Raw genomic sequence first — 22313 nt, 5'->3', positions numbered from 1 at the left:
GACCGCCGTCGAGCCCGCACCCCCGTCGCGAAAAGCCGACGGCAAAATCATAGCCGCTTTGTGTCTCACACGGCTGTAGTCGGGTAGCAATGGTACACGTCAGCGTCATCGGGTGCGGAAATATGGGGAGCGCCCTCATTCGAGGGCTTTCGAGGACCGGCAATCACACGATCACAGCCTGTGACGTCGATGAGGGGGCGCTCGACGAGGTCGAAGCGTACTGCGAAACGACCACGACGGACCTCGCGACCGCGGCCGAAGCGACGGTCGTGTTCGTCGTCGTCAAACCGGATCTCACTGCGGCGATCGTCGACGACCTCGACCTCTCGGCGGACCAGACGCTCGTCTCGATCGCCGCGGGCGTTTCGACGGACGCGCTCGAACCGCGGACCGACGCCGACGTCGTTCGGGTCATGCCGAACCTCGCAGCCGCGACGGGAGACATGGCGGCAGCCGTTGCGGGAGCGGAGATCACCGACGACGTCGCCGAGCTTCTCGACGACGCCGGCGTGTTCGTCGAGGTCGACGAAGCGCAGATGCACACCACGACCGCGGTCAACGGGAGCGGGCCCGCGTTCGTCTTCTATCTCATCAAAGCGATGATGGACGCGGGCGTCGAGAGCGGGTTGAGCCCCGAAGACGCGAAGATACTCGCCGCACAGACGTTCAAGGGCGCCGCCGAGACGGTGCTTCAGTCGGAGGAATCCGTCGAGCAACTCATCGACGACGTCTGTTCGCCGAAGGGGACGACCATCGAGGGTATGGAAGTGCTTCGAGAGAGCACCGTCGACGAGACGGTGGCGGACGCGGTCGCCGCCGCGGAACGGCGCTCGGAGGAGTTGGCGCGAGGGGACGACGATGAGTGAAACGCCCGAACTGACCGATCCCGTCGAGGCCGACGCCGTCCGCGAAGCCAGACGGCTGGCGGCGGACGCCGATCTGGTCGTCGTCAAAGCGGGGACGAACTCGTTGACCGACGACGAGTCGAATCTCGACGACGAGAAGGTAGACAAGCTCGTCGAGGACGTGATGGACCTCCGCCGACAGGGAAAGCAGGTCCTGCTCGTATCCTCCGGGGCGGTCGGGGCGGGGAAGGGGCTGGTCGATCTGACCGACGAGACGGTCGAACAGTCCCAGGCGCTGTCGACGGTCGGGCAATCACAGCTCATGCGGCGGTACACGGAGAGCTTCGAGCGGTTCGACCAGACCGTCGCACAGATCCTCCTGACCGAGAACGACCTCGACGACCCGGACCGGTTCACCAACTTCACGAACACCGTCGAGACGCTGTTCGAGTGGGGCATCGTCCCGATACTCAACGAAAACGACGCCGTCGCGACCGAAGAGCTTCGCATCGGCGACAACGACATGCTGTCGTCGTCGGTCGCGATCGGCATCGACGCGGACTTGTTGGTCACGCTGACCGACGTCGGCGGCGTGTACACGGGGAACCCAAAACACGACTCGTCGGCGGAGCGGATCGAAGCCGTCAACAGCAACTACGCTGCAGTACAAGAACTGGTCTCGGAGAGTTCGACGGACGAGTTCGGTGGCATCCAGACGAAAGTGTCCGGGGCCCGCTCGGCGAGCGAGCACGGCATCCCGGCCATCATCGCAAAGTCTACCGAGGACGACGTGCTAGACAAGATCAGCGACGAGAGAACGGTCGGGACGCTGTTCGTCCCGGTAAACAACGACGGAGATCACGAGGACGATGACTGAGAAAACGACCGAAACGAAAGTCGAGGAGGCACAGGCGGCCGCGCTGGAGATCGCAGGACTGTCCGACGAGGCGCGATCGGACGCGCTGCACTCGATCGCGGACGCGATCGACGCGAACCACGACGAGATCCTCGCGGCAAACGAGAAAGACGTCGCCGAGGCCGAAGATCTCCTCGAAGCGGGCGAGTACACGCAGGCGCTCGTCGACCGGCTCGAGCTCTCGCCGTCGAAGCTGGAGAGTATCACCGACATGGTTCGGAGCGTCGCCGCGCAGGACGACCCGCTGGGAACGACCCAAACGGCCCGAGAACTCGACGAGAACCTGGAGCTGTACAAAAACACTGTTCCGATCGGCGTCGTCGGAACGATCTTCGAGTCCAGGCCCGACGCGCTCGTTCAGATCGCCTCGCTCTGTCTGCGATCGGGGAACGCGGTGATCCTCAAGGGCGGCAGCGAGGCGAGCCACTCGAACCGCGTCCTCTTCGAGCTGATCGAGGAGGCGACGGCCGACGTGCCTGACGGCTGGGCGCAGCTCATCGAAGCGCGAGCCGACGTGGACACCGTCCTCGGGATGGACGACTCGATCGACCTCGTCATGCCGCGCGGTAGCTCCGAATTCGTGAGCTACATCCAGGACAACACGAGCATCCCGGTCCTCGGGCACACGGAGGGCGTCTGTCACGTCTACGTCGACGAGGACGCCGATCTCTCGATGGCGACAGACATCGCGTACGACGCGAAGGTGCAGTACCCCGCGGTGTGCAACGCCGTCGAGACGCTGCTGGTGCACGAAGACGTCGCCGAGGAGTTCCTGCCGATGATCGCCGAGCGGTACGAGGACGCCGGCGTCGAGATGCGGGGCGACGAGGCGTCGCGAGCGATCGTGTCGATGGAGGAAGCCAGCGACGCCGACTGGGAGACCGAGTACGGCGACCTCGTCGTCGCCGTCAAGATCGTTGAATCGCTCGGCGACGCGACCAGTCACATCACGACCTACGGCTCGAAACACACCGACTCCATCGTGACGGACGACTCGGATCGGGCCGGGCGGTTCATGCGGAGCCTCGACTCGGCGAGCGTGTTCCACAACGCCTCGACGCGCTTTGCCGACGGCTACCGCTACGGGCTCGGCGCCGAAGTCGGGATCAGCACCGGAAAGATCCACGCGCGCGGTCCCGTCGGCCTCGAAGGGCTCACCACGTACCAGTACTACCTCGAAGGCGACGGGCAGATCGTCGGGACGTACGCCGGCGCCGACGCGAAACCCTTCGTCCACGAGGACTTCGACGGCTCGTGGACGCCGGGGTCGCTGTCCGAGCGGTAGGCGTCGACGCATCGGCGTGACGCCACGCTTTTGCCGTCCAACCGACCACGTTCCGCCAATGACCGATATCGATCGCGCCGCCGAAGCGATTCGATCGGGCGGGCTCGTCGTCTACCCGACCGAGACCGTCTACGGCCTCGGCGCCGACGCGCTCGACGCCGACGCCGTCGAGCGGGCGTTCGAGGCGAAGGGCCGGGACCGGTCGAATCCGATGTCGCTGGGCGTGCCGGACGTCGAGACGGCCGCGAAGTACGTCGATCCCACCGAGCGCGAGCGGGCGTTCATGCAGGAGTTCCTTCCGGGTCCGGCGACGGTCGTCTGCGAGCGCCGCGAGTCGGTGCCGGACGTCCTCACCGCGGGGAAAGACCGCGTCGGCGTGCGCGTGCCGGACCACGAGTTGGCGCTCGAACTGCTGGACGCCGTCGCTCCGACGCCGATCACCGCGACGAGCGCGAACGTGAGCGGACGGGCGAGCGTGCTGCGGTCGGACGACCTCGACGAGGAGATCCGCGGGGATGCCGCAGTCGTGCTCGACGGCGGCGAGACCGCGGGTACCGAGAGCACCGTCGTCGACGTGAGCGACGGGACGATCCACCGGCGGGGCGCGATGGCCGACGAGATCGAGGCGTGGCTCGACGAGCACTGACGCCGGCGGCGCTGCCAGAGCAGTGACCTCGGTAGCTACCCGAACCCCAACATCGAGCGGAGCGAGCGCGTCCGGACGCCGCACTCGTCGGCGTACTCGCAGGAGTCGCACTTGGCGTCGTCGCGCAGTCGCGGCGGCGGCCCGTCGATCGATTCGAGGGTACGGATCGCCTTTCTGTACCGGGCTTTCCTGCGGACGGTGAGATCGATCGGCCGGACGACGCCGTGGGCGGGGTACTCCACGTAGGCCCGCTCGACCGGCTGCTCGCGCTCCCAGGCCAACGCCTTCGCGGCGGCGACGGCGTGGACCGATTGGGCGTCCCAGACGCCCTGCTCGGGCGGGCTACCGGCTGAAATCAGCGAGGGACGCGGCGGGTTGTCGAGGAGTTTGTGGACGACGCCGCGACACTCCCGGCCGGCGAGGAGAACGTCGCGCTCGGCTGGATCGCGGAGATCCTCCCAGTCGTCGAGGCGGCGTCGAGCGCGCTCCAGATTCTCGCGGAACTTCTCGGGAGCGACCGCGATCGGCTCGTCGGTGAGGTCGGCGGCGGCCGCTGTCAGCTCCTCGTACCGGAACGCCAGTTCGCGGCGGCGCTCGACCTCGGGCGGCGGCGATCGGTCGTCCTCGCGGCGGGCGTAGTAGAGCTTCCGCGGGCAGTACGCCGCGAGACGGAGGTCGCTGAAGGCGTGACGAGACACGCGAGGCTCTCGCCGCGGGATCGGGTTTGAATCTGCGGGCGATTAGTGACGGGGAAAATTCAGAACGAGACGTCGGTCTCCATCCCCTCGGTGGCGTCCTCGAGCCCGTCCTGCTGGACATCCTCGGTGATGCGCTCGGAGAGGTCGGCGTCCGCGAGGACGCTATCGAACTCGTCGCGGTAGCGGTCGTTTGCCTGCCGGGACTCGTTTTCGGCGTCGACGACCCGGCGGTAGCGTCTCACTGTGGACTCGCTGACGTCGAAGCGCTCGGCGAGTTCGGCCGTCGAGGGGTCGTCGGCGAGCGCCCGGCGGAAGGCGTCGAACTCGAAGGGAGCGTCGGTATCCCGATCGCGCACGAGGTGGACGTCGAGTCGTGCCCGGACGACCGACGTACGCGACTCGTCGAGCGCCCGCGCGATTTCGGCGTCGGAGTCGCCATCGTAGAACCGCTCGACGAGCTCGCAGAGTTGCTCGGTCGAGAGGTCGGTATCGAACTCGTAGCGTTCGCGCATGCTCTCGATAACCCCCTCGATCCGCTCGTCGACGTTCTCGCGGTCGGCGTCCGCGAGCGAGCCCCGCGTGTCCTCCTGGGACTCCGTGACGGTGTCCTCGTCCGTCACGTCGATGAATATGTCGCGGAGCTCCTCGGTCTTCTCGTCCATCGGTACGGTACCTATCAACAGGAGGGAGTAAAAAACCTTGTTGACGATGAGCTTTCAGGACGGCCCGCGGCGGCGTTCCGCGACGCCGACCGCGCGCGAGCGAACGCCGCTTCGTAAACCAGTTCGTTAATTACGGTTGACGTAGATCGATCCACCATGCAACGGACCGACGAGCAGGTCGATCTGGTAGACGAAGAGTACGTCGTCGGACTGAGCGGCGCGGCGCTGTTCGCGGCGCTGACCGGGGCGCTCGCGTATATCTCAATCCCGTATCCGCTCTCGCCGGCGCCGGTGACGCTGCAGGTGCTCGGGATATTCCTCACCGCGACGTTCCTGGGCGCGAAGTGGGGCGGACTCTCGGCGATACTGTACGTGCTGGCCGGTGCGCTCGGCGCGCCGGTCTTCGCGAGCGGCTCCCCGGGAATCGGCGTCCTACTCGGGAATACTGGCGGCTACCTCTGGTCGTACCCGCTCGCGGTCCCGCTGATCGGTTGGCTCGCCTACGGAAAAATCGGGATTCCCTCGCCATCGGACACCGGAGCGGCGCGTCTCGTCGGTGCGCTGGCTGCCGGGACGCTCGTGATCTACGCGCTCGGAACGGCCCAGATGATGGTCGTCAACCAACTGGCGCTCGCCGAGGCGATTTGGGTTGGAGCGATCGTGTTCTTCCCGGCCGAAGCCGCCAAGATCGCCGCCGTGATCGCAGTGGTGCGGAGCAGAGCCGTCCCCGACTGGTCGGCGGAGGGGATCGCGAGCGGGCGATGATCGAAACCCGAGAGCTGGTCTGTCGGTACGGCGACGCGACGGCGCTCGACGGCGTCTCGCTGACGATCGCCGACGGCGAGTTCGTCGTGCTGGCGGGCGCGAACGGCAGCGGCAAGACGACGCTCGTCCGGCAGTTCAACGGGCTGGAGACGCCCGAAGAGGGCGACGTGCTGGTCGACGGGACGCCCGTGGAAGACGATCTGGTGGGCGCGCGCAGGCGCGTGGGGATGGTGTTCCAGAACCCCCGCGACCAGTTCGTCGCCGCGACGATCGGCGAAGACGTCGCGTTCGGGCCGCGAAATCTGGGGCTGGACGCGGACGAGATCGATGATCGGGTCGCGGACGCGCTGGCGGCGGTCGGCATGGACGGCCGGCACGAGGAGCGCATCGACCGGCTCTCGGGCGGCGAGCAGGAACGGGTCGCGATCGCCGGGGCACTCGCGATGGAGCCCGACCATCTGGTCCTCGACGAGCCGTTCACCGGGCTGGACGAGCCCGCCCGCGAGTCCGTACTCGATCGGTTGCGGGCGCTTCGTGCCGACGGAACGGGGATCGTCGTCGTCACCCACGATCTGCGCGACGTGCTGGCGCTGGCCGATCGGGTCGTCGCGCTGGCCGACGGGAAGGTTGCAGCCGACGCGAGGGTCGGTGCCGACGCCGAGTCGGCCGCTGCGGTGCGCGACGCGCTCTCGGGGCTCGGCGTCCGCGTGCCCGAATCGCAGCGATGGCCGGGCGAGGCCGCGACCACAAACGATCGATGCTAGCCTACGAACCCGGCGACTCGCTGGCCCACCGGCTGGACCCGCGGACGAAGCTCGCAGCCCAGTTCGGGTTCGCGATCGCGGCGTTCGGCCACGGCGGGCCCGAGGCGCTGGCAGTCCTGACTGTGGTCGCGCTGGCGGCGCCCGCGAGCGCGGGGCTGTCGCCGATCCGGGCGCTCGCCGCCTTCCGTTTCGTGCTCGCGATCCTCCTGTTCGCGCCGCTGGTCGCCGCCGCGACGCTCGGGCCGCCGTGGCTCGATCTCTCGGACGGCGCGGCGTCGGCGCTGGCGAGCTACCGCGTCGTCCTCGTGTTGCTCGTCAGCGCGACGTACGTCGCGTCGACGCCGGCACGCGATTCGCGGACGGCGATCCAGTGGCTCCTGCCCGGCCGGATCGGCGTCACGCTCGGCGTCGGCGTCGGACTCGTGTTCCGCTTTTTCCCGGTGCTACTGGCCGACCTGCGCTCGATCCGGGACGCGATGGCCGCCCGGGGCGGGGATCGAGGCTCGTTCGTCGAGCGCGCGCGACGCATCGGCGTCCGCGGCGTCGACCGGACGTTCCGTCGTGCTGATCGGCTGGCGGTGGCGCTCCAGGCCCGCTGTTTCGCGTGGAACCCGACGCTGCCGACGCTGTCGTTCGGGGCGCGGGACGTTCCGGTGCTGGCGCTCGCAGTCGGGCTGGCGCTCTCGCCGCTGCTATGAGTGGTGGACGGCGGACGCGGCCGTGAGTGGTGGACGGCGGACGCGGCCGTGAGTGGTGGACGGCGGACGCGGCTGTGAGAGCGGGACGCGGAGCGGGTCCAGTGACGTATGAACGCCAAACTAGTTGTAGATTCGCGCAAGACGTGACGGGGGTGGGGCGTCGAGTTCGGAGCAAGATTTAACTCGCAGGTGCCCCCGTGATAGTACATGATAGATACGCGTGACCACGATCTACGGTCGTGGAGAAGCTGGACGGGAAGGGACAGGTGGTGGCAGCCATGACGTCGGTCGGAGCTGTCGGCGGCGCGCTATCGACCGACGCGATCGTCGTCGCCCAGTCCGGCGGCGACGTGACCCGCCCGACGTTCTTCGAGATCGGCTACGTCGGGAAGGCGATCTTCTACATGCTCGCCGCGGTGGCGATCCTGATCTTTCTCCACGGCGTCTACGAGCGGTTCGCCCGGTACGCGCAGGGCAGCGACGACCGCCGGGAGCGACTCGCGAACCTGCCCGGTCGACTCGTCGACGCGGTGACGATCGTCGGTTCCAATCGCTACCAGTTCGACCGGGACCTGACGGCGGGCGTGATGCACGCCTTTATCATGTGGGGCTTTCTCACCCTGCTGATCGGGACGACGATTCTCGGCATCGACATGGACCTCTACCGGCCGCTGACCGGCGAGTCGTTCTGGACCGGCGACTTCTACCTGGCGTACTCGTTCGTGCTCGACGCGATGGGACTGCTGTTCGTCGTCGGCGTCGGGATGGCGCTGTACAAGCGCTACTGGCGCCGCTCGGAGCGGCTCTGGGGCAAACACACCGGACTGGAGGACGACCTGTTCGTCTGGACGCTGTTCGTGCTCGGCGTCGGCGGCTACCTGCTCGAAGGCGTCGGCATCGTCGGACGCGGATTCCCCGACCACGAGTCGATCAGCTTCGTCGGCTACTTCCTCGCGATCGGGTTCGACGCCGCGGGACTCTCGGCAAGCGGCGCGCAGACGGTCTACCCCGCGGTCTGGTGGCTCCACTCGCTGCACGCGCTGGCGTTCGTCGCGGCGGTGCCGTACGCCAAGCCGTTCCACATGCTCTCGTCGTTCGCGAACGTCGTCGCGCGCGACGAGAACGCGGGCTCCCGGCTCCCGGGCGTTCCGGCCGATCTCGACGCCACGAACGCCGAGTCGCTGGACGACTTCACGTGGAAGGAGCTGCTCGATCAGGACGCCTGCACGAAGTGCGGCCGGTGTTCGTCGGTCTGTCCGGCGAAGGCGTCCGGTCGTCCGCTGGATCCGCGGGACGTGATCCTCGACCTGAAATCCTACCGCGAGTCGCTCGACGCCGGCGAGACCGAGGAGAAGCCGATTATCGCTGACGGCGGGGCGAGCGTGATCGACAGCGAGACCATGGAGTCGTGCATGAGCTGCATGGCCTGCATGGACGCCTGTCCGGTCGAGATCGAACACCTGAACTCCTTCACCCGGATGAACCGCCAGCTGACCGACCAGGGCGACGTCGACCCGAACGTCCAGGACGTGTTCCAGGACGTGATGCAGAAGGGCAACACGTTCGGCGATCCCCAGCGCGAGCGAGCCGACTGGGCGGATCCCCTGGAGATCGAGCCGACCGACGCCCGCAAAGAGGAGGTCGAGTACCTCTGGTACGTCGGCGACTACCCGAGCTTCGACGAGCGCAACAAGAAGGTCGCCCGGTCGCTGGCGAAGCTGTTCGAGGCCGCCGACATCGAGTGGGGCATCCTGTTCGACGACGAGAAGTACGACGGCAACGACGTTCGCCGGATCGGCGAGGAGTTCCTCTACCTCGAACTCGCGGGCCACCACGTCGAGACGTTCGCCGAGTGCGAGTTCGAGAAGATCGTCTGCACCGATCCCCACTCGTACAACACGATGAAAAACGAGTACCCCGAGGTCGATTTCGAGGAGTTCGCGGACGATCCGATGATGCCCTTCGACTACGACGAGCACTGGAACGCCGAGGGCGAGATCGACGTGTTCCACTGGTCGCAGGTCGTCGAGGAACTGGTCGAGGAGGGTCGGCTGGGGCTCTCTGGAGACGAACTCGACTACACCGTCACGTACCACGATCCCTGCCACCTCGGCCGGTACAACGACGAGTACGAGGCGCCCCGCGAACTCGTCCGCGCGACTGGCTGTGAGCTCCACGAGATGCCGCGCAACCGCGACAACTCGTTTTGCTGTGGCGGTGGCGGCGGCGGCCTCTGGATGGAGTTCGACGAGGAGCCAAAGCCCAGCGAGGAGCGGCTTCGAGAAGCGCTGGAGGACACCGATGCTGGAGAGGCGGTCGAGAAGTTCGTCGTCGCCTGCCCGATGTGCATGACGATGTACGAGGACGGCCGCAAGACCGGCGGCTACGAGGACGAGATCGAAATCGTCGACGTCGCCGAACTGCTCGTCGAGGCGGTGACCGGAAACGAACCGGACGAACTGGGCGAGAACTGAGTCGGTCGACGCCGGGTTCGGTCCTTCGTTCGACGCCGGGGTCGGTCCTTCGCCCGGAGCCGAAATCGAGGTTCCACCCGGTGCCGGAGGAGTCGGGATTCCGAGAAAACGAACGGCTACGAACTCGTTCGAACCATGTCGTACCACACTGTACGACAGCTTCCAACCGAAACGGGGGATCTGGCTGCAGTTTCGAAAGTCGGGAAGAGAAATCGAGACGGATCCGAAACTTCCAGAGGGACGCCCTACTCCCCGTCGCGCCAGGCGTCGGGGACTTCGATGGCGTAGCGGCCGTCCTCCATCAGCGAGATGATGTACTCGTCGCGGTCGTACAGCTCCATCAGGTTGAGCTCGTACTCGCCGGGGCGGACGATCTTGATGCTCTCGAACTGCTCGTTGAGCTCCTGCCGGAGCGCCTCCAGATCGGGCTGCTCGTCGTCGGGCGTGCCGACGACGTTCCCGTCGTCGGCGTCCGGCGGCGTGTCGCTCCGGTCGTCGTCCAGCGGGTGTTCCGATGCTTCGGCGCCGTCGCTGGCGGCGTCGTTCGGTAGATCGTTCGGGTCGATAACGTCCGATCGGGCGCTGGCCTGCGCGGCGTTCTCACTGGACGGCGGTTCTGCTGGCACACCGTCTTCACTGGACGGCGGTTCTGCCGGCACACCGTCTTCGCTGGACGGCGGTTGTGACGGCACGCCGTCTCCGGCGGACGGCGACGAGTTGGTGCCGTCGCTCGATCCAGACATGTCGCCCAGCGGTCCAGTCTGGTCGTTCGACCGAGTCGGATCGCCCTTCGGATCGCGACTCCCCACGTCCGGCCAGTCGCGGGTCGATCCGAGATCGGACGTGGAATGGCTCGCGTCGGCGTTCTGGCTTGCTGTCGCGTCGGCGTTCTGGCTTGCTGTCGCGTCGGCGTTCTGGCTTGCTGTCGCATCGGCGTCGTCGTCGGCTCTCGCAGCAGCGTCCTGATTACCGCTCGCGTCGGCGGCCGGCATCGATTCGTCCGCTTTGGACGACGCCGCCGCGGCGTCGTCGGCGTCGGACTGGCCGCCGCGCCCGACCCAGTCGCTGACGGTCTGTTTCGCCTGCGAGACCGTTCCGCCGACGCCGGAGGCCGACGTGTCTTCCGATGCCGACGCCGACGAATCGGCTGCGTCGGACGCCGCTGTCGAGGCGTCCGGGTCGGCCGCCCCGCCAGTGGCTCCGGAACTCCCGCCGGACGGGTCGAACTGGAACTTGTTGCCCCCGCAGTCCGGACAGCCCGACAGCATCTCCTTGGAGCCGTCGGGGAACGTCCGGCCGCAGTTCGTACACTGGTGAGGCATTACTGGCGGGAGACGAGCGCGCTGATCAGCGTTTCGTCCTTGTGGAGTGTCTCGATCTGGTTGGCCGGGCCGATCACGGTCAGCTTGGAGGCGTTTTCCTTGCCCATGAGGCGGCCGAACAGCCCCGTGCTGTCGGCCTCCGAGCGCGGGTACGTCTCGATCTCGATCCCGTTGAAATCCTCGGGATCGGCGGGGGTGATCTCGGTCATCGTCACCTCGATGAGCTTCGACTCCTCGTCGGGCGAGAGCCCCTGTTCGAGGATGACGATGTTGCTGTCCCGGACGCTATCTAGGATCATCCGGATCTTCTCCATGCTCGCCATCCCCTCCATCCGTTCGCCGCTTATCAGGTCGATCTGGACCCCGTCGGCGGGTTCTTTCACTTCCGGCATGTTATCCGAAGTACTCCGCGATCTTGTCGTACACTTCGTCCATGTTGTTCCCTTCCAGCGCCGAAAGCTCGACCGTCTCGTGCTGCGGGAAGGCGTTCGCGATCTGCTGGACGCTCGAATCCTCCAGGTCGATCTTGTTCGCGAAGATCAACACCGGCAGATCCTGGCTCTCGATGATGCCGACCAGCATCGTGTTGACCTGCGTGAACGGGTCTTCCGTGCTGTCGAGTACGTAGATCACGCCGTCGACGTCCTCGCGGAGCCAGTGCATCGCTTCGGCGACGCCCTCGGTGGCTTCGCGAGACCGGCGGACGGCGTCGTCCTCCTCGATGTCGTAGTCGAGGAACTCCTCGTAGTCGACTTTCGTCGTCACGCCCGGCGTGTCGACGATGTCGATCGTCACCGATCGGCCGTTGCGTTCGATCTCGACGTTCTCCTTGCGGCGCGCCCGGCGCGTCTCGTGGGGCACGTGGCTCTCGGGGCCGACCGCGTCGCCGGTCCAGTCCCGGGCGATCCGGTTGGCCAGCGTCGTCTTGCCCGCGTTAGGCGGCCCGTAGATGCCGATCCGCTTCTGTTCGTCGTCGGAGAAGAGTCGGTCCGTCACCCGCGATATACTATCTTTGAGTCCTGTGAACAGTCCCATCCTGTCACCCCGCACCCGCGCGTGGGCTAGGTGCTATGGCGGACAAGGAGCCCCACGCTACTTAAGCCTACGTCAGACACCCATATTATTGGATACACTTGCGTCACTGATTGTTTTTCGTTGCCACGTGCTCGAATCAGAGCGAACGCGGGGGTGGTGCTACTGGACCGACCGAGCTGGCTACCGACCGGCACGGGAAGGTGATGTGAGCCACGTTGTGGATGGTCGTGGGTCGTCGTTGGCTCCTGTGGGTCGTTTCTATTCTAAGCGGCGTAGTAGTGTATTTCGCGGGGCGCGATAACGCACCACCAGTGGGATGCGTTGGCACGGGCGTTGCTGGCAGTTCACAGCCGTATCGGACGGGCCCCCACCCCTTCGTTTCAGGTGGAACGTCAGGACGGTGGGGTGGGGAGGGGGCGAGCGCGGGGAAGAATCACGAGAGACGGTCTCACGATTGTGTCGTTCGTCTAGTTTATAACTAGATTAATCCACTCAATACTATCTCTGCTACTGTCCTACGGGTATGGTTTTACTGCATGGATAGTAAAGGTTTGCCTCGCTAGAAGCGTTGCTGGCTTTCTCACCCCCTCCCCTGCCTTTCCGCGTTCCACCTGAAACAAAGGGGTGGGGGGGTCTGCCCCGTTCACGCCACAACCCCCTCGCTTCGGGTGGACTATCGGCCCACTATCTACAACCGCAGACAATTACTCGACCGTGACCTCACTGATCGAGTGTTAGCACTCCCGTCGTATGCGGTGCGTACGGCGCTTAACACGCCGCCCACCCCTCTGTTTCGTCTGGAGATATCGCAGACGGCTTCGGGGTCTATCGTGTATGGGCTGTGGGTCCGTTGCGATCTCCGATCGAAACGGCCCAGCTCGAAGTGGCCCCCGAACGAAACGGCGTCCGCCCGAGCGACGAGACGTCGTCGAACGGTGATTCGGTCTATCCCGATCCCGACTGTCTCACATCTCGATGTGAGCGAGCACCTCGTCCTCGGTGCCAGAGTCAATTCATCATACACTTCGGGATAAACGTCCGAATGGTGGTACTCCGGTCCGACAACGACGACAGCTGGACGTCCACGTACGACTGCGTTCGAGCCGTAGCCCGGCCGTTCGATTCGTACTGACGGACTAGAGGGAAGAATTTAAGACCCTCCTCGACCTTTGCTTCGTCTGCATCAACTGGACGCACCCGTGAGCATTTCGCCGTATATTAACGCTCGTTACGCCGTGTGACGCCGATTTCGACGTTCCCGTGGGTGTCCGTTCCAGACGAAACAGAGGGGTTGGACGATCAACAGATGGCCGACAACGACACCACTCCCGACGGCGCTTCCGACCCGGGCGACAGCCCGCGGTCGTTCGACGTCGACCTCGACGACGTCGTCCTCGACGACGAGGAGGAAGACAGTCAGGGGCTGTTCGACGACCTGCTCGACAGCGAGCCGATCTTCGAGAACAAGGAGGTGCTGCGTCCGTCGTACACGCCCCACGAGCTCCCGCACCGCAAAGAGCAGATCAACAAGATGGCGACGATCCTCGTCGCCGCGCTCCGGGGCGAGACGCCCTCGAACATTCTCATCTACGGGAAGACGGGGACGGGCAAGACCGCGAGCGCCAAATTCGTCAGCCAGGAGCTCGAGAGCACCTCGGAGAAGTATCAGGTTCCCTGTAACGTCGAGTACATCAACTGCGAGGTGACCGACACCCAGTACCGCGTGCTCGCGCAGTTGGCCAACAAGTTCATCGAGAAGAACGAAGCGTTCGTCGACGAGCGCCTCGGCGAGTTGCGGGATCTGCGCGACGCCGGCGAAGACGACCGATCGGCGCTCGACGACGCCGAGTTCGCGACGGTCGAGGCCGTCGAGGACCGGATCGACGAACTGGTCGACGACCGCGAGGAGATGGAGCAGGTGCCGATGACCGGCTGGCCGACCGACCGCGTCTACAGCGTCTTCTTCGACGCCGTCGACTACCGCGAGCGCGTGGTCGTGATCATGCTCGACGAGATCGACAAGCTCGTCGAGAAGTCCGGCGACGACACGCTCTACAACCTCTCGCGGATGAACTCCGAGCTCGACAACTCGCGGGTGTCGATCATGGGGATCAGCAACGACCTGAAGTTCACCGACTTCCTCGATCCCCGCGTCAAGTCCAGTCTCGGCGAGGAGGAAATCGTGTTCCCGCCGTACGACGCCAACCAGTTGCGGGATATCCTCCAGCACCGCTCGGACGTGGCATTCAAGGTTGACGCGCTGACCGACGACGTGATCCCGCTGTGTGCTGCGTTCGCCGCACAGGAACACGGCGACGCGCGCCGCGCGCTCGACCTTCTCAGAACCGCCGGCGAGCTCGCCGAGCGCGACCAGTCCGAGGAGGTTCTCGAGGAACACGTCCGGCAGGCCCAGGACAAGATCGAACTCGACCGCGTCGTCGAGGTCGTCCGCACCCTTCCGACCCAGTCGAAGCTCGTCCTCTTTTCGATCATCCTGCTGGAGAAAAACGGCGTCCACAACGTCAACACCGGCGAGGTGTACAACATCTACAAGCGGCTCTGCGAGGAGATCGACGCCGACGTGCTCACCCAGCGGCGGGTCACCGACCTGATCAGCGAACTCGACATGCTCGGCATCGTCAACGCCGTCGTCGTCTCGAAAGGGCGGTACGGCCGCACCAAGGAGATCAGCCTCTCGGTCCCGATCGACGAGACCGAGGCCGTACTGATGTCGGACTCCCGGCTCGGCGCCATCGAGGACGTTCAGCCGTTCGTGCAGGCGCGGTTCGACAACTAACTCGGCCCGACTCGCCCGCCTCGATTCGTACCACTCGTCTCCGCACTTCGATCCGTAGCCCCTCGTTTCTACTCGACGCCGCTCACCGAGCGCCGGTCAGTGCGGCGGCGCGACGGCGTCGTCGCCGCGCGGGTCGCCGATTTCACCGCTATCTCCCCCATAATCGACGGCTTCGTGCGATCGGATCGCGGCATCGCTCCACGAGTGCAAGCGTCGATAGAGGGCGTCGATAAAAAACTGGACCGACGGTCAGGGACGCGACGCGGCGACCGCGGTTCGAGACGAAAGGGCGGGTTGATCTCCGATAGCACCCGGCGAAACCGGCTGCGCCGTGCCGAACAGCGGTCGGCAACTCGCCGTGCCGGAGAACTCCAGGCGGATGCAACCGAGCCACGGGAGCCGCACTTCGGCGGTCCCCTGGATCCACTCGGGCTTGACGATCTGGTAACGGTCGACCTGATCGTACTGCTGGTTGGTCTGGGGATTGTCCCCTTTCGTTACGAACCCGGCGTGCTCGGCGCTGCAGGCGTCGATCTCCTCGCAGCTGTCAGCCCGGATGTTGCTCTTGTTGGCCTTCTCGTACCAGTTCTCGCCCTCCTCGACGTAGAACATCGCCCGGTGTATGATCGGCGTCGTGCTCTGGCCGTTGGGCTGGAACACGATCACGTCGCCGTAGGAGCCGAAGGTCCTGTAGCCGGCTTCCTTGCCCTGCTGGTAGGTCACGACGCCGGTCCCCGCGACTGCGGCGTCGGGCTCCAGACGGTCTTCTTCCATGATAAAGACGAGGTCACCCTTCTGCATGTGAGGGTTCATGCTCCCGCTCTCGATGGCGACCAGCGGCGGCCAGACGCCGCTGACGCCGAACAGCACGAGGCCAATCACGAGGACGATGCCGACGCTGCTGGCGACGTCTTTGAACACGATCACCGCCTCGTTGTCCGTCCGGCGGAACCAGCCGATCGGATTTTCGGATGGGTCGGGAACCGGTGTCCCAGCATTCGCGTCGGCTTCCGGCGCTGGCTTGTCGGCCGCAGCCGCTTCGCCGACACCGTCCGGACTCGCGGGCCCGCCGCCGTTCGGTTCGACGCTCCCGTCCGTTCCGTCGCTGCGATCCTCGGCCGCGGACCCCTCGTTCTCGTCGGTGGACACTTCGGTCTCGTCAGCGGACACCTCGGTCTCGTCGCCGGACGCCTCGTTTTCGCCGTCGGACACTTCGTTCCCGTCGGCGGACGACGGTTCATCGTCGACTGACCGCTCGTCGACGCCGGAGTTCGGCCCTGCTCCGTTCGAGTCGTCTTCGGCGGCGTCGTCCGCAGCTCGGCCATCGCCGGAGCGTCCGGACGGCGGCGGATCGCGGTCGGGCCCGTCGCCGCCGTTGCTGTCCGTCATTGAAGACGTGTAAATCGCCGCCTGTGATCAACTTTCTGCTCTCCTCACCGCGTTCGGGATCGCTCCACGTCGTCCGATGCCCGTGAGCCGCGGCGCCAGTGTCGACGGTCCGTCGCGTAGCCCCCGATCCGCCAAGCAGTCCTGACGTTCCGGCACGCTTTTGACCGACTGCGCGGATCGTAGCAGACGTGCCGCTGGAAACGCCCGCCAGGATCGTCCGCGCGCTGGCGACCCGCGGGTTCAACGCCGATCGCGAGGCGGTGACGCTGATCGCCTCGGCCGACCACCCCGGTCGCGCGCTCGAAGCCGTCGTCGAGGCTGTCCCCGAGGACGCCCTCACGATCACTCCCGAGCACGTCCGGGCCGTGCTAGAGAATACCGACGACCCCCCGGTTTCGGGTGGAGCACCGCCGGCAGAATCGCCGGACGAATCGGGTGTGCCTCCAGGTGAAATGAAGGGGGTTGACGCTGACACTGGCGACTCGAATTCGGCGCCGCGGTCGAACGGTTCTTCGCGGAAGACGGCCGACGAGAGCACCGTTTCGAGTGGATCTCAGTCGGGCGCAGCAACCGGTGCTACCACGGACGATACCGCGTCGGACGCCGTTACGGAGGGCGACGCCGAAGCGACCGCTGCACGGTCTGACGACGGCGGGGCGGCAGCGGCTCGCCCCGACCGCGCCCAGCGCGACGACTCGCAGCGATCGCTCGACATCGGGAACGACATCACCGGCCGCTCGACGGGGACCGGCGAGTACGACGACTTCGTCACCGTCTTTCGCGACCGGTTCGAGCGCCTGAGCGGCAAGCTCCGCGGGCGCGTCAACCATCGGCCGACCGACGCGCTCGACGCGATGGGCGGCGGGAGCGACGCCGCCATCGTCGGGATGGTCAACGACATCCGTTCGACCGCGAGCGGCCACTGGCTGATCGAACTCGAAGACACCTCCGGGGTCTTCCCGTGTCTCGTGATGAAGGATCGCCGTTTCGCAGATCAGGTCGACGAACTGCTCTGCGACGAGGTGATCGCCGTCGAGGGAACGCTCGCCGACGACGGCGGGATCCTGTTCGTCGACAGCATGTACTTCCCCGACGTTCCGCGAACGTTCGAGCCCTCGACCGCCGACCGCCACGTTCAGGCGGCGCTGATCAGCGACATCCACGTCGGCAGTCAGGAGTTCATGGCCGACGCCTGGACGCGCTTTACCGACTGGCTCCACACCGCCGAGGCCGAGAACATCGAGTACCTGCTGATCGCCGGCGACATGGTCGAGGGAGTCGGCGTCTACCCCGATCAGGACGAGGAGCTCGATATCGTCGACATCTACGAGCAGTACGAGGCGTTCTCGGAGTACCTCAAGCAGGTGCCCGGCGACATCGAGATCGTGATGATCCCCGGCAACCACGACGCCGTCCGCCTCGCGGAACCCCAGCCCGGGTTCGACGAGGAGCTCCGGGAGATCATGTCGGCCCACGACGCACGCATCTCCGGCAATCCATCCACCGTCACCATCGAGGGCGTCTCGGTGCTGATGTATCACGGCGTCTCGCTTGACGAGATCATCGCCGAGTTCCCCGACGAGAAGGCGACCTACGACGACCCGCAGAAGGCGATGTACCACCTCCTCAAGAAGCGCCACGTCGCCCCGCAGTACGGCGGTCACATGCGACTGGCGCCCGAGGAGAAGGACTATCTGGTGATCGACGAGGCGCCCGACATCTTCCACACCGGCCACGTTCACAAGCTCGGCTACGGGAAGTACCACAACGTGCTCGCGATCAACTCGGGCTGCTGGCAGGCCCAGACCGAGTTCCAGAAGAGCGTCAACATCGACCCCGACACCGCGTACGCGCCGGTCGTCGATCTGGACACGCTCGACGTGACGATCCGGAAGTTCGCCTGAGGGCGACACTGTCGACTAATTCGCCGGCCCCGATCGACCACGGCGTGCGATCTATCCCCAACGTTTCGACTGGAGCTACGGTTCGAGCCGATAGCGAACCGTCGGCGTCCCGCTGAACCGCGGCCCCTGGCCACGCTCGGTAAAGCCCAGCGACTCGGCGGCGTCGGCGACAGTCGGCTCGGAGTCGGGTGCCAGCAACTCGACGTTCATGGATTCTTGGCGCGCGAACCGAATCGGCTCGCCCAGCAACTGCTCGCAGGCGTCGCCGGTACCGTCTAACTGGGTCACGTGGACGGTGTCTTCTTTCGCGTCGAAACTGACGAACCCGAGCAGCTCCTCGCGACCGGCGTCGCCCGCGTCGGCATCGGGATCCGACGCCACGGCCTCGGCCTCGGCGACGCGGACCGTGCGGTCGTGGACGAGGTTACGCATCACGTCCGTCGGCGAGTCGGCGATCGCCGCGAGCGCGCTCGCGTCTGCCTCGACAGCGTCCCGGATCTCCATCATTCGTGTGGTAACGCCGCACACGGATAAACCGTTTGCGTCGCACTACTGCATCACCGCGACGCCGACCGCAGCCCCTCGGACGCTTGACGTACGTTCGGAACCGTCCGTTCTGGCGGCGGAATTCTTCACGAACGACTGGTTGGGACGGGTTCGGATGGACACAGTTATTTGCTCCCCTTGGTTATCGGTCCCCATGAGCCACAGTCGCACGAACGATCGGGTGGTACGATGCGCGTAGTCGCGAAGTTCGGGGGGACCAGCCTGGGGAGCGGGGACCGGATCGATCGCGCCGCCGACTCGATCGCCAAGGCCGTCGAGGAGGGCCACGAGATCGCCGTCGTCGCCAGCGCGATGGGGTCGACGACCGACGAGTTGCTGGACGAGATCTCCTTCGAGACCGAGCCCGCCGACCGCGCCGAGATCGTCAGCATGGGCGAGCGCACGAGCGTCCGGATGCTCAAGGCCGCGCTGGCGGCCCGCGGCGTCGAGGCGATGTTCCTCGAACCGGGCAGCGACCTCTGGCCGGTGCTGACCGACGCCGCCGGCGAGGTCGACGTCGAGGCCAGCCGCGAGCGCGCACTGGAGATCGCCGACCAGATGGACGGCGTCGTCCCCGTCATCACCGGCTTTCTGGCGGAGGCTCACGACGGGAGCGTCACGACGCTCGGCCGCGGCGGGAGCGACACCACCGCCGTGATGCTGGGCAAGTACATGCAGGCCGACGAAGTCGTGATCGTCACCGACGTCGAGGGCGTCATGACCGGCGACCCCCGCGTCGTCGAGGGCGCACGCAACGTCGGCGAGATCACCGTCGACGAGCTTCGAAACCTCTCGTTCCGCGGCGCCGAGGTCGTCGCGCCCTCCGCGCTGGCGTACAAGGAGGGGAACATGGGCGTCCGCGTCGTCCACTACCAGCACGGCGACCTGCTGACCGGCGGCACCCGCATCGAAGGCGAGTTCTCCAGCCTCGTCGACATGCGCGATCAGCCCCTGGCCTGCATGACCGTCGCCGGCCGCGCGATCCGCAACAGCTCCGGCGTGCTCCAGGAACTCACGACCGCGTTGGGCGAGGCCGACGTCAACGTCGACGCCATCGCCTCGGGGATGGACTCGGTCACCTTCTACGTCGACGAGACGCTCGCCGAGGACGCCGAAGCCGTGCTCCACCGCGAGGTCATCGATCAGGAACCACTCTCCAGCGTCACCGTCGAGGACGGCGTCGCCGTGATCCGGATCACTGGCGGCGAGCTGCCGAACCAGCCCGGCGTCCTCTCCGAGATCGTCAACCCGCTCACCGAGGCCGAGATCAACCTGCTGGACGTGATCACCAGCGCGACCAGCGTCGCCGTCTTCGTCGAGTGGGACGATCGCGAGGAGGCCCTCGAGATCATGCAGAGCCGTTTCTGAGCTGACAACGCCGCTCTCTTCTCGCTGTCTCCGCAGTCAGCGTCCGGCTTCGAGCCGACTTCCGATCTTCTCGGGCAGCCCCGCCTCGCTCACGGCGTCCTGCACCGCCTCGATATCGTACTCCACGCGGTGGAGGTCGACCGTCAGTGCGTCCAGATCGACGACCGCGTAGGCCGCGTTCGGGTCGCGGTCGCGGGGCTGGCCGACGCTCCCCGGATTCACTACGATCCCCTCGCCGTACTGCTCGGCGTGCTGGACGTGGGTGTGGCCCAGCACCAGCACGTCCTCGTCGTCGAGCATCCGCGGGCTGAAATCGTCGGGGTAGGTGTAGCGGTCCGGGTCGTCGGGGTGGCCGTGGACGAGCTTTACCTTCTCGTCGAACTCGGTGCGCTCGTCGGGCAGGTCGTCCAGCCACGCGAGTTGCTCGTCGTCGAGTTCCTCGCGGGCGTGCTCGACGCCCGCCGCGGCCATGCTGTTGAACCGGAACGCCGACCCGCTGGCGACCGCCCGGTCGTGGTTGCCCATCACGGTCGGCACCTCGTCGGCCGGGAGGTCGTCCCGACCGACGGCGTCCAGCAGCGGCGCCGGATCGACCATGGCGTCGACGCAGTCGCCGGGCCAGGGGTTGTAGCCGACGACGTCGCCCGCGCAAGCCAGCGCGTCGACCGCCGGCATGTCCGAGAGGACCGCTTCGAGCGCGACGCGGTTGCCGTGGATATCGGAGAGCAGACCCACTTTCATACGCGGTACGACGCGCTCGTCGCCCTTCATTTCCCCGGCGTAGTACGGGGGGTCCCGACGCAGCCTCGAAACGGCGTCTCGACGCCGCGCCGGATCGGAAAACGAGCTCGCCTACTCGCCGTTCTCGATCGCCAGCCTGACGTCCTCGTCGGTCCGCTCGACGCCGGCCGCACAGACCGCGTGCTCGAACTCCAATCCGAGCGCTTCACTCGCCGCACTCGGCGCGTCGTCGGCGTCGAACTCGAACGACTCCGGACTGTCCTTCTCGTAGGTTGCCACCAGCGTCGGCTCGTCGACCTGCTCGACGAGCAGCGCGTCGTTCCGGACGGTGCCGATGTAACTATCGTCGCCGACGACGCCGGCGATCCGGGGCGTGTCGTAGTCGTCCTTCTCGTAGTCCATCGCGAGGAGACTCTCGGCCAGCGCGTCGCGGGCCGGGTAGCCGAGTTCGAGCTTCTCGGTGATCGGATCGACGTGCGAGCCGTTGCCGACGACGACCTGATCGCCGGCCGTGCGCACGCAGTTGTAGGAGACGTAGGGGTTGTCGGTCTCCTCGGCCTCCTCGGTTGGGACGACCGTCAGCGAACCGTCGCGCTCGATTATTTTCCGGTTCGGGAACGATCGGGACGATACTCGGTAAGCGGCCACCGACGGTCCCACGATCACGAAGCGTCCGACGTACATACACGACAGTGCATAGTTCTCGGTAAAGTAGGTGTCGAAATGTACACGGGCGTCGAAGATACGGCGCCCGGTTCGCCGGCCCAGTGCGGCGGGTCCGGCACCCCGGCGAGCGGACGTTCAAGTACGATCGGGCGGCGACGACCGTCGTGACGACCGAACGAGAATGTCTCGACGCGCTCCGGGCGGCGGCCGACCGACTCGGCGAGTCGCCGACCAAGGCCCAGTACGAGCGGCTCGACCTGACGCCCTCTTCCTCGACGATCGTCCGCCATCTCGGCGGCTGGAACGCGGCCAAAGAGCGGGCGGGCCTGGAGACGGCGAGTTCGCGCGGTTCGCGTCTCGATCCGAAGCCGGAGGATGTCGATATTCCCGACGGCGTCGAGTGGTCCGAGTTGTCGGCCGACCAGCGGTGGCACTACCGGCACGCGGACTGGAACACCGAGCGTTCTCTGCGGCGACGCGACGCGCATCGAATGTGGGCGAACCGTCTGCAACGAGAACGAGGCGGGTGTGATCGCTGTGACGAAACCGATCCCGCCTGTCTCGACTTTCATCACGTCGACGAGGACGACAAGGAGATGGCCGTCGGGAAGATGATCACGTACGGCTACGGCAAGGACCGACTCCGGGAGGAAATTGAGAAGTGTATCGTGCTCTGCGCGAACTGCCATCGCAAAGAACACTACCAGCTCCCAACCGGCGAACGCTAGATCGACCCGGTGCGTGAGGTTCGGTAGCGTATTTCTCTTCTGGTGTCGGATCACCCGATGCCCT

The 22313-nt window shown here is 66.2% G+C and carries 21 protein-coding genes; 12 read left to right on the top strand and 9 right to left on the bottom strand.

Features of this window, described 5'->3' with window-relative positions:
- Nucleotides 1–89 precede the first annotated feature (89 nt).
- From proC to NO931_RS04560, 4 genes are read left to right on the top strand one after another with little or no spacing between them, the layout of a single operon-like run.
- Entirely contained in the window at nucleotides 90–866 is a 777-nt protein-coding gene (gene proC, locus NO931_RS04575) for a pyrroline-5-carboxylate reductase (RefSeq protein WP_256391461.1), read from the top strand.
- The gene (gene proB / locus NO931_RS04570) at nucleotides 859–1722 is read left to right on the top strand and encodes a glutamate 5-kinase (RefSeq protein ID WP_256391460.1); all 864 of its coding nucleotides are present in this window, start codon (nucleotides 859–861) and stop codon (nucleotides 1720–1722) included. The genes proC and proB overlap by 8 nt, the downstream gene beginning before the upstream one ends.
- Entirely contained in the window at nucleotides 1715–3046 is a 1332-nt protein-coding gene (locus NO931_RS04565) for a glutamate-5-semialdehyde dehydrogenase (RefSeq protein ID WP_256391459.1), read from the top strand. Before proB ends, NO931_RS04565 begins: the two co-directional genes overlap by 8 nt.
- 58 nt (nucleotides 3047–3104) lie before the next feature.
- Entirely contained in the window at nucleotides 3105–3692 is a 588-nt protein-coding gene (locus NO931_RS04560) for an L-threonylcarbamoyladenylate synthase (protein WP_256391458.1), read from the top strand.
- 35 nt (nucleotides 3693–3727) lie between these two features.
- Here the strand turns inward: NO931_RS04560 and NO931_RS04555 are convergent, their stop codons facing one another.
- On the bottom strand, nucleotides 3728–4390 hold the full coding sequence (locus tag NO931_RS04555) for a CRISPR-associated protein Cas4 (protein ID WP_256391457.1): 663 nt from the start codon (nucleotides 4388–4390) through the stop codon (nucleotides 3728–3730).
- Nucleotides 4391–4449: 59 nt separating this feature from the next.
- Nucleotides 4450–5052, bottom strand: coding sequence for a conditioned medium-induced protein 4 (locus NO931_RS04550; RefSeq protein ID WP_256391456.1), 603 nt, complete (start codon nucleotides 5050–5052; stop codon nucleotides 4450–4452).
- 156 nt (nucleotides 5053–5208) lie between these two features.
- Here NO931_RS04550 and NO931_RS04545 point away from each other — a divergent pair, with 156 nt between their 5' ends.
- The 4 genes from NO931_RS04545 (at nucleotide 5209) to NO931_RS04530 (ending at nucleotide 9753) form a co-directional block, all read left to right on the top strand.
- Nucleotides 5209–5817 (top strand): biotin transporter BioY, encoded by a 609-nt coding sequence (locus NO931_RS04545; RefSeq protein ID WP_256391455.1) that lies wholly within the window; start codon nucleotides 5209–5211, stop codon nucleotides 5815–5817.
- The gene (locus NO931_RS04540) at nucleotides 5814–6581 is read left to right on the top strand and encodes an energy-coupling factor ABC transporter ATP-binding protein (RefSeq protein WP_256391454.1); all 768 of its coding nucleotides are present in this window, start codon (nucleotides 5814–5816) and stop codon (nucleotides 6579–6581) included. The genes NO931_RS04545 and NO931_RS04540 overlap by 4 nt, the downstream gene beginning before the upstream one ends.
- Nucleotides 6575–7279 (top strand): energy-coupling factor transporter transmembrane component T family protein, encoded by a 705-nt coding sequence (locus NO931_RS04535; RefSeq protein ID WP_256391453.1) that lies wholly within the window; start codon nucleotides 6575–6577, stop codon nucleotides 7277–7279. Before NO931_RS04540 ends, NO931_RS04535 begins: the two co-directional genes overlap by 7 nt.
- Nucleotides 7280–7557: 278 nt before the next feature.
- Nucleotides 7558–9753 (top strand): (Fe-S)-binding protein, encoded by a 2196-nt coding sequence (locus NO931_RS04530; RefSeq protein ID WP_256391452.1) that lies wholly within the window; start codon nucleotides 7558–7560, stop codon nucleotides 9751–9753.
- 245 nt (nucleotides 9754–9998) lie between these two features.
- On the opposite strand, the gene NO931_RS04525 is transcribed toward NO931_RS04530, so the two are convergent.
- Genes NO931_RS04525 through dipA form a run of 3 tightly spaced genes read right to left on the bottom strand, consistent with a single transcriptional unit; the run spans nucleotide 9999 to nucleotide 12110 of the window.
- Nucleotides 9999–11075: an OapC/ArvC family zinc-ribbon domain-containing protein gene (locus tag NO931_RS04525; RefSeq protein ID WP_256391451.1), complete on the bottom strand. Its 1077-nt coding sequence runs from the start codon at nucleotides 11073–11075 to the stop codon at nucleotides 9999–10001.
- Nucleotides 11075–11467, bottom strand: coding sequence for a divisome-positioning protein B (gene dipB, locus NO931_RS04520; RefSeq protein WP_256391450.1), 393 nt, complete (start codon nucleotides 11465–11467; stop codon nucleotides 11075–11077). Before dipB ends, NO931_RS04525 begins: the two co-directional genes overlap by 1 nt.
- A 1-nt stretch (nucleotide 11468) precedes the next feature.
- Nucleotides 11469–12110, bottom strand: coding sequence for a divisome-positioning GTPase DipA (gene dipA / locus NO931_RS04515; RefSeq protein ID WP_256391449.1), 642 nt, complete (start codon nucleotides 12108–12110; stop codon nucleotides 11469–11471).
- 1306 nt (nucleotides 12111–13416) lie between these two features.
- Here dipA and NO931_RS04510 point away from each other — a divergent pair.
- A complete protein-coding gene (locus tag NO931_RS04510; RefSeq protein WP_256391448.1) occupies nucleotides 13417–14907 on the top strand; it encodes a Cdc6/Cdc18 family protein in 1491 nt (496 codons plus the stop codon).
- Between the two features lie 249 nt (nucleotides 14908–15156).
- Here NO931_RS04510 and NO931_RS04505 read toward each other — a convergent pair whose 3' ends face one another.
- Entirely contained in the window at nucleotides 15157–16296 is a 1140-nt protein-coding gene (locus NO931_RS04505) for a S26 family signal peptidase (protein ID WP_256391447.1), read from the bottom strand.
- Nucleotides 16297–16484: 188 nt separating this feature from the next.
- Here NO931_RS04505 and NO931_RS04500 point away from each other — a divergent pair, with 188 nt between their 5' ends.
- Nucleotides 16485–18200, top strand: coding sequence for a DNA-directed DNA polymerase II small subunit (locus NO931_RS04500; RefSeq protein ID WP_256391446.1), 1716 nt, complete (start codon nucleotides 16485–16487; stop codon nucleotides 18198–18200).
- A gap of 75 nt (nucleotides 18201–18275) precedes the next feature.
- Here the strand turns inward: NO931_RS04500 and NO931_RS04495 are convergent, their stop codons facing one another.
- Complete coding sequence (locus NO931_RS04495; protein WP_256392036.1) at nucleotides 18276–18704, bottom strand: hypothetical protein; 429 nt, start codon at nucleotides 18702–18704, stop codon at nucleotides 18276–18278.
- Between the two features lie 231 nt (nucleotides 18705–18935).
- Between NO931_RS04495 and NO931_RS04490 the strand changes: the two genes are divergently transcribed.
- A complete protein-coding gene (locus NO931_RS04490) occupies nucleotides 18936–20114 on the top strand; it encodes an aspartate kinase (protein WP_256391445.1) in 1179 nt (392 codons plus the stop codon).
- 36 nt (nucleotides 20115–20150) lie between these two features.
- Here the strand turns inward: NO931_RS04490 and NO931_RS04485 are convergent, their stop codons facing one another.
- Together NO931_RS04485 and NO931_RS04480 are read right to left on the bottom strand one after the other, a co-directional pair.
- Nucleotides 20151–20855 (bottom strand): metallophosphoesterase family protein, encoded by a 705-nt coding sequence (locus NO931_RS04485; protein WP_256391444.1) that lies wholly within the window; start codon nucleotides 20853–20855, stop codon nucleotides 20151–20153.
- 111 nt (nucleotides 20856–20966) lie between these two features.
- On the bottom strand, nucleotides 20967–21539 hold the full coding sequence (locus NO931_RS04480; protein WP_256391443.1) for an IMP cyclohydrolase: 573 nt from the start codon (nucleotides 21537–21539) through the stop codon (nucleotides 20967–20969).
- 83 nt (nucleotides 21540–21622) lie between these two features.
- On the opposite strand from NO931_RS04480, the gene NO931_RS04475 reads away from it, so the two are divergent.
- Complete coding sequence (locus NO931_RS04475; RefSeq protein ID WP_256391442.1) at nucleotides 21623–22249, top strand: homing endonuclease associated repeat-containing protein; 627 nt, start codon at nucleotides 21623–21625, stop codon at nucleotides 22247–22249.
- The last annotated feature ends 64 nt before the right edge of the window (nucleotides 22250–22313 follow it).

This window comes from Natronoarchaeum rubrum (assembly GCF_024494695.1).
This window is presented reverse-complemented; position numbering and strand designations above follow the sequence as displayed.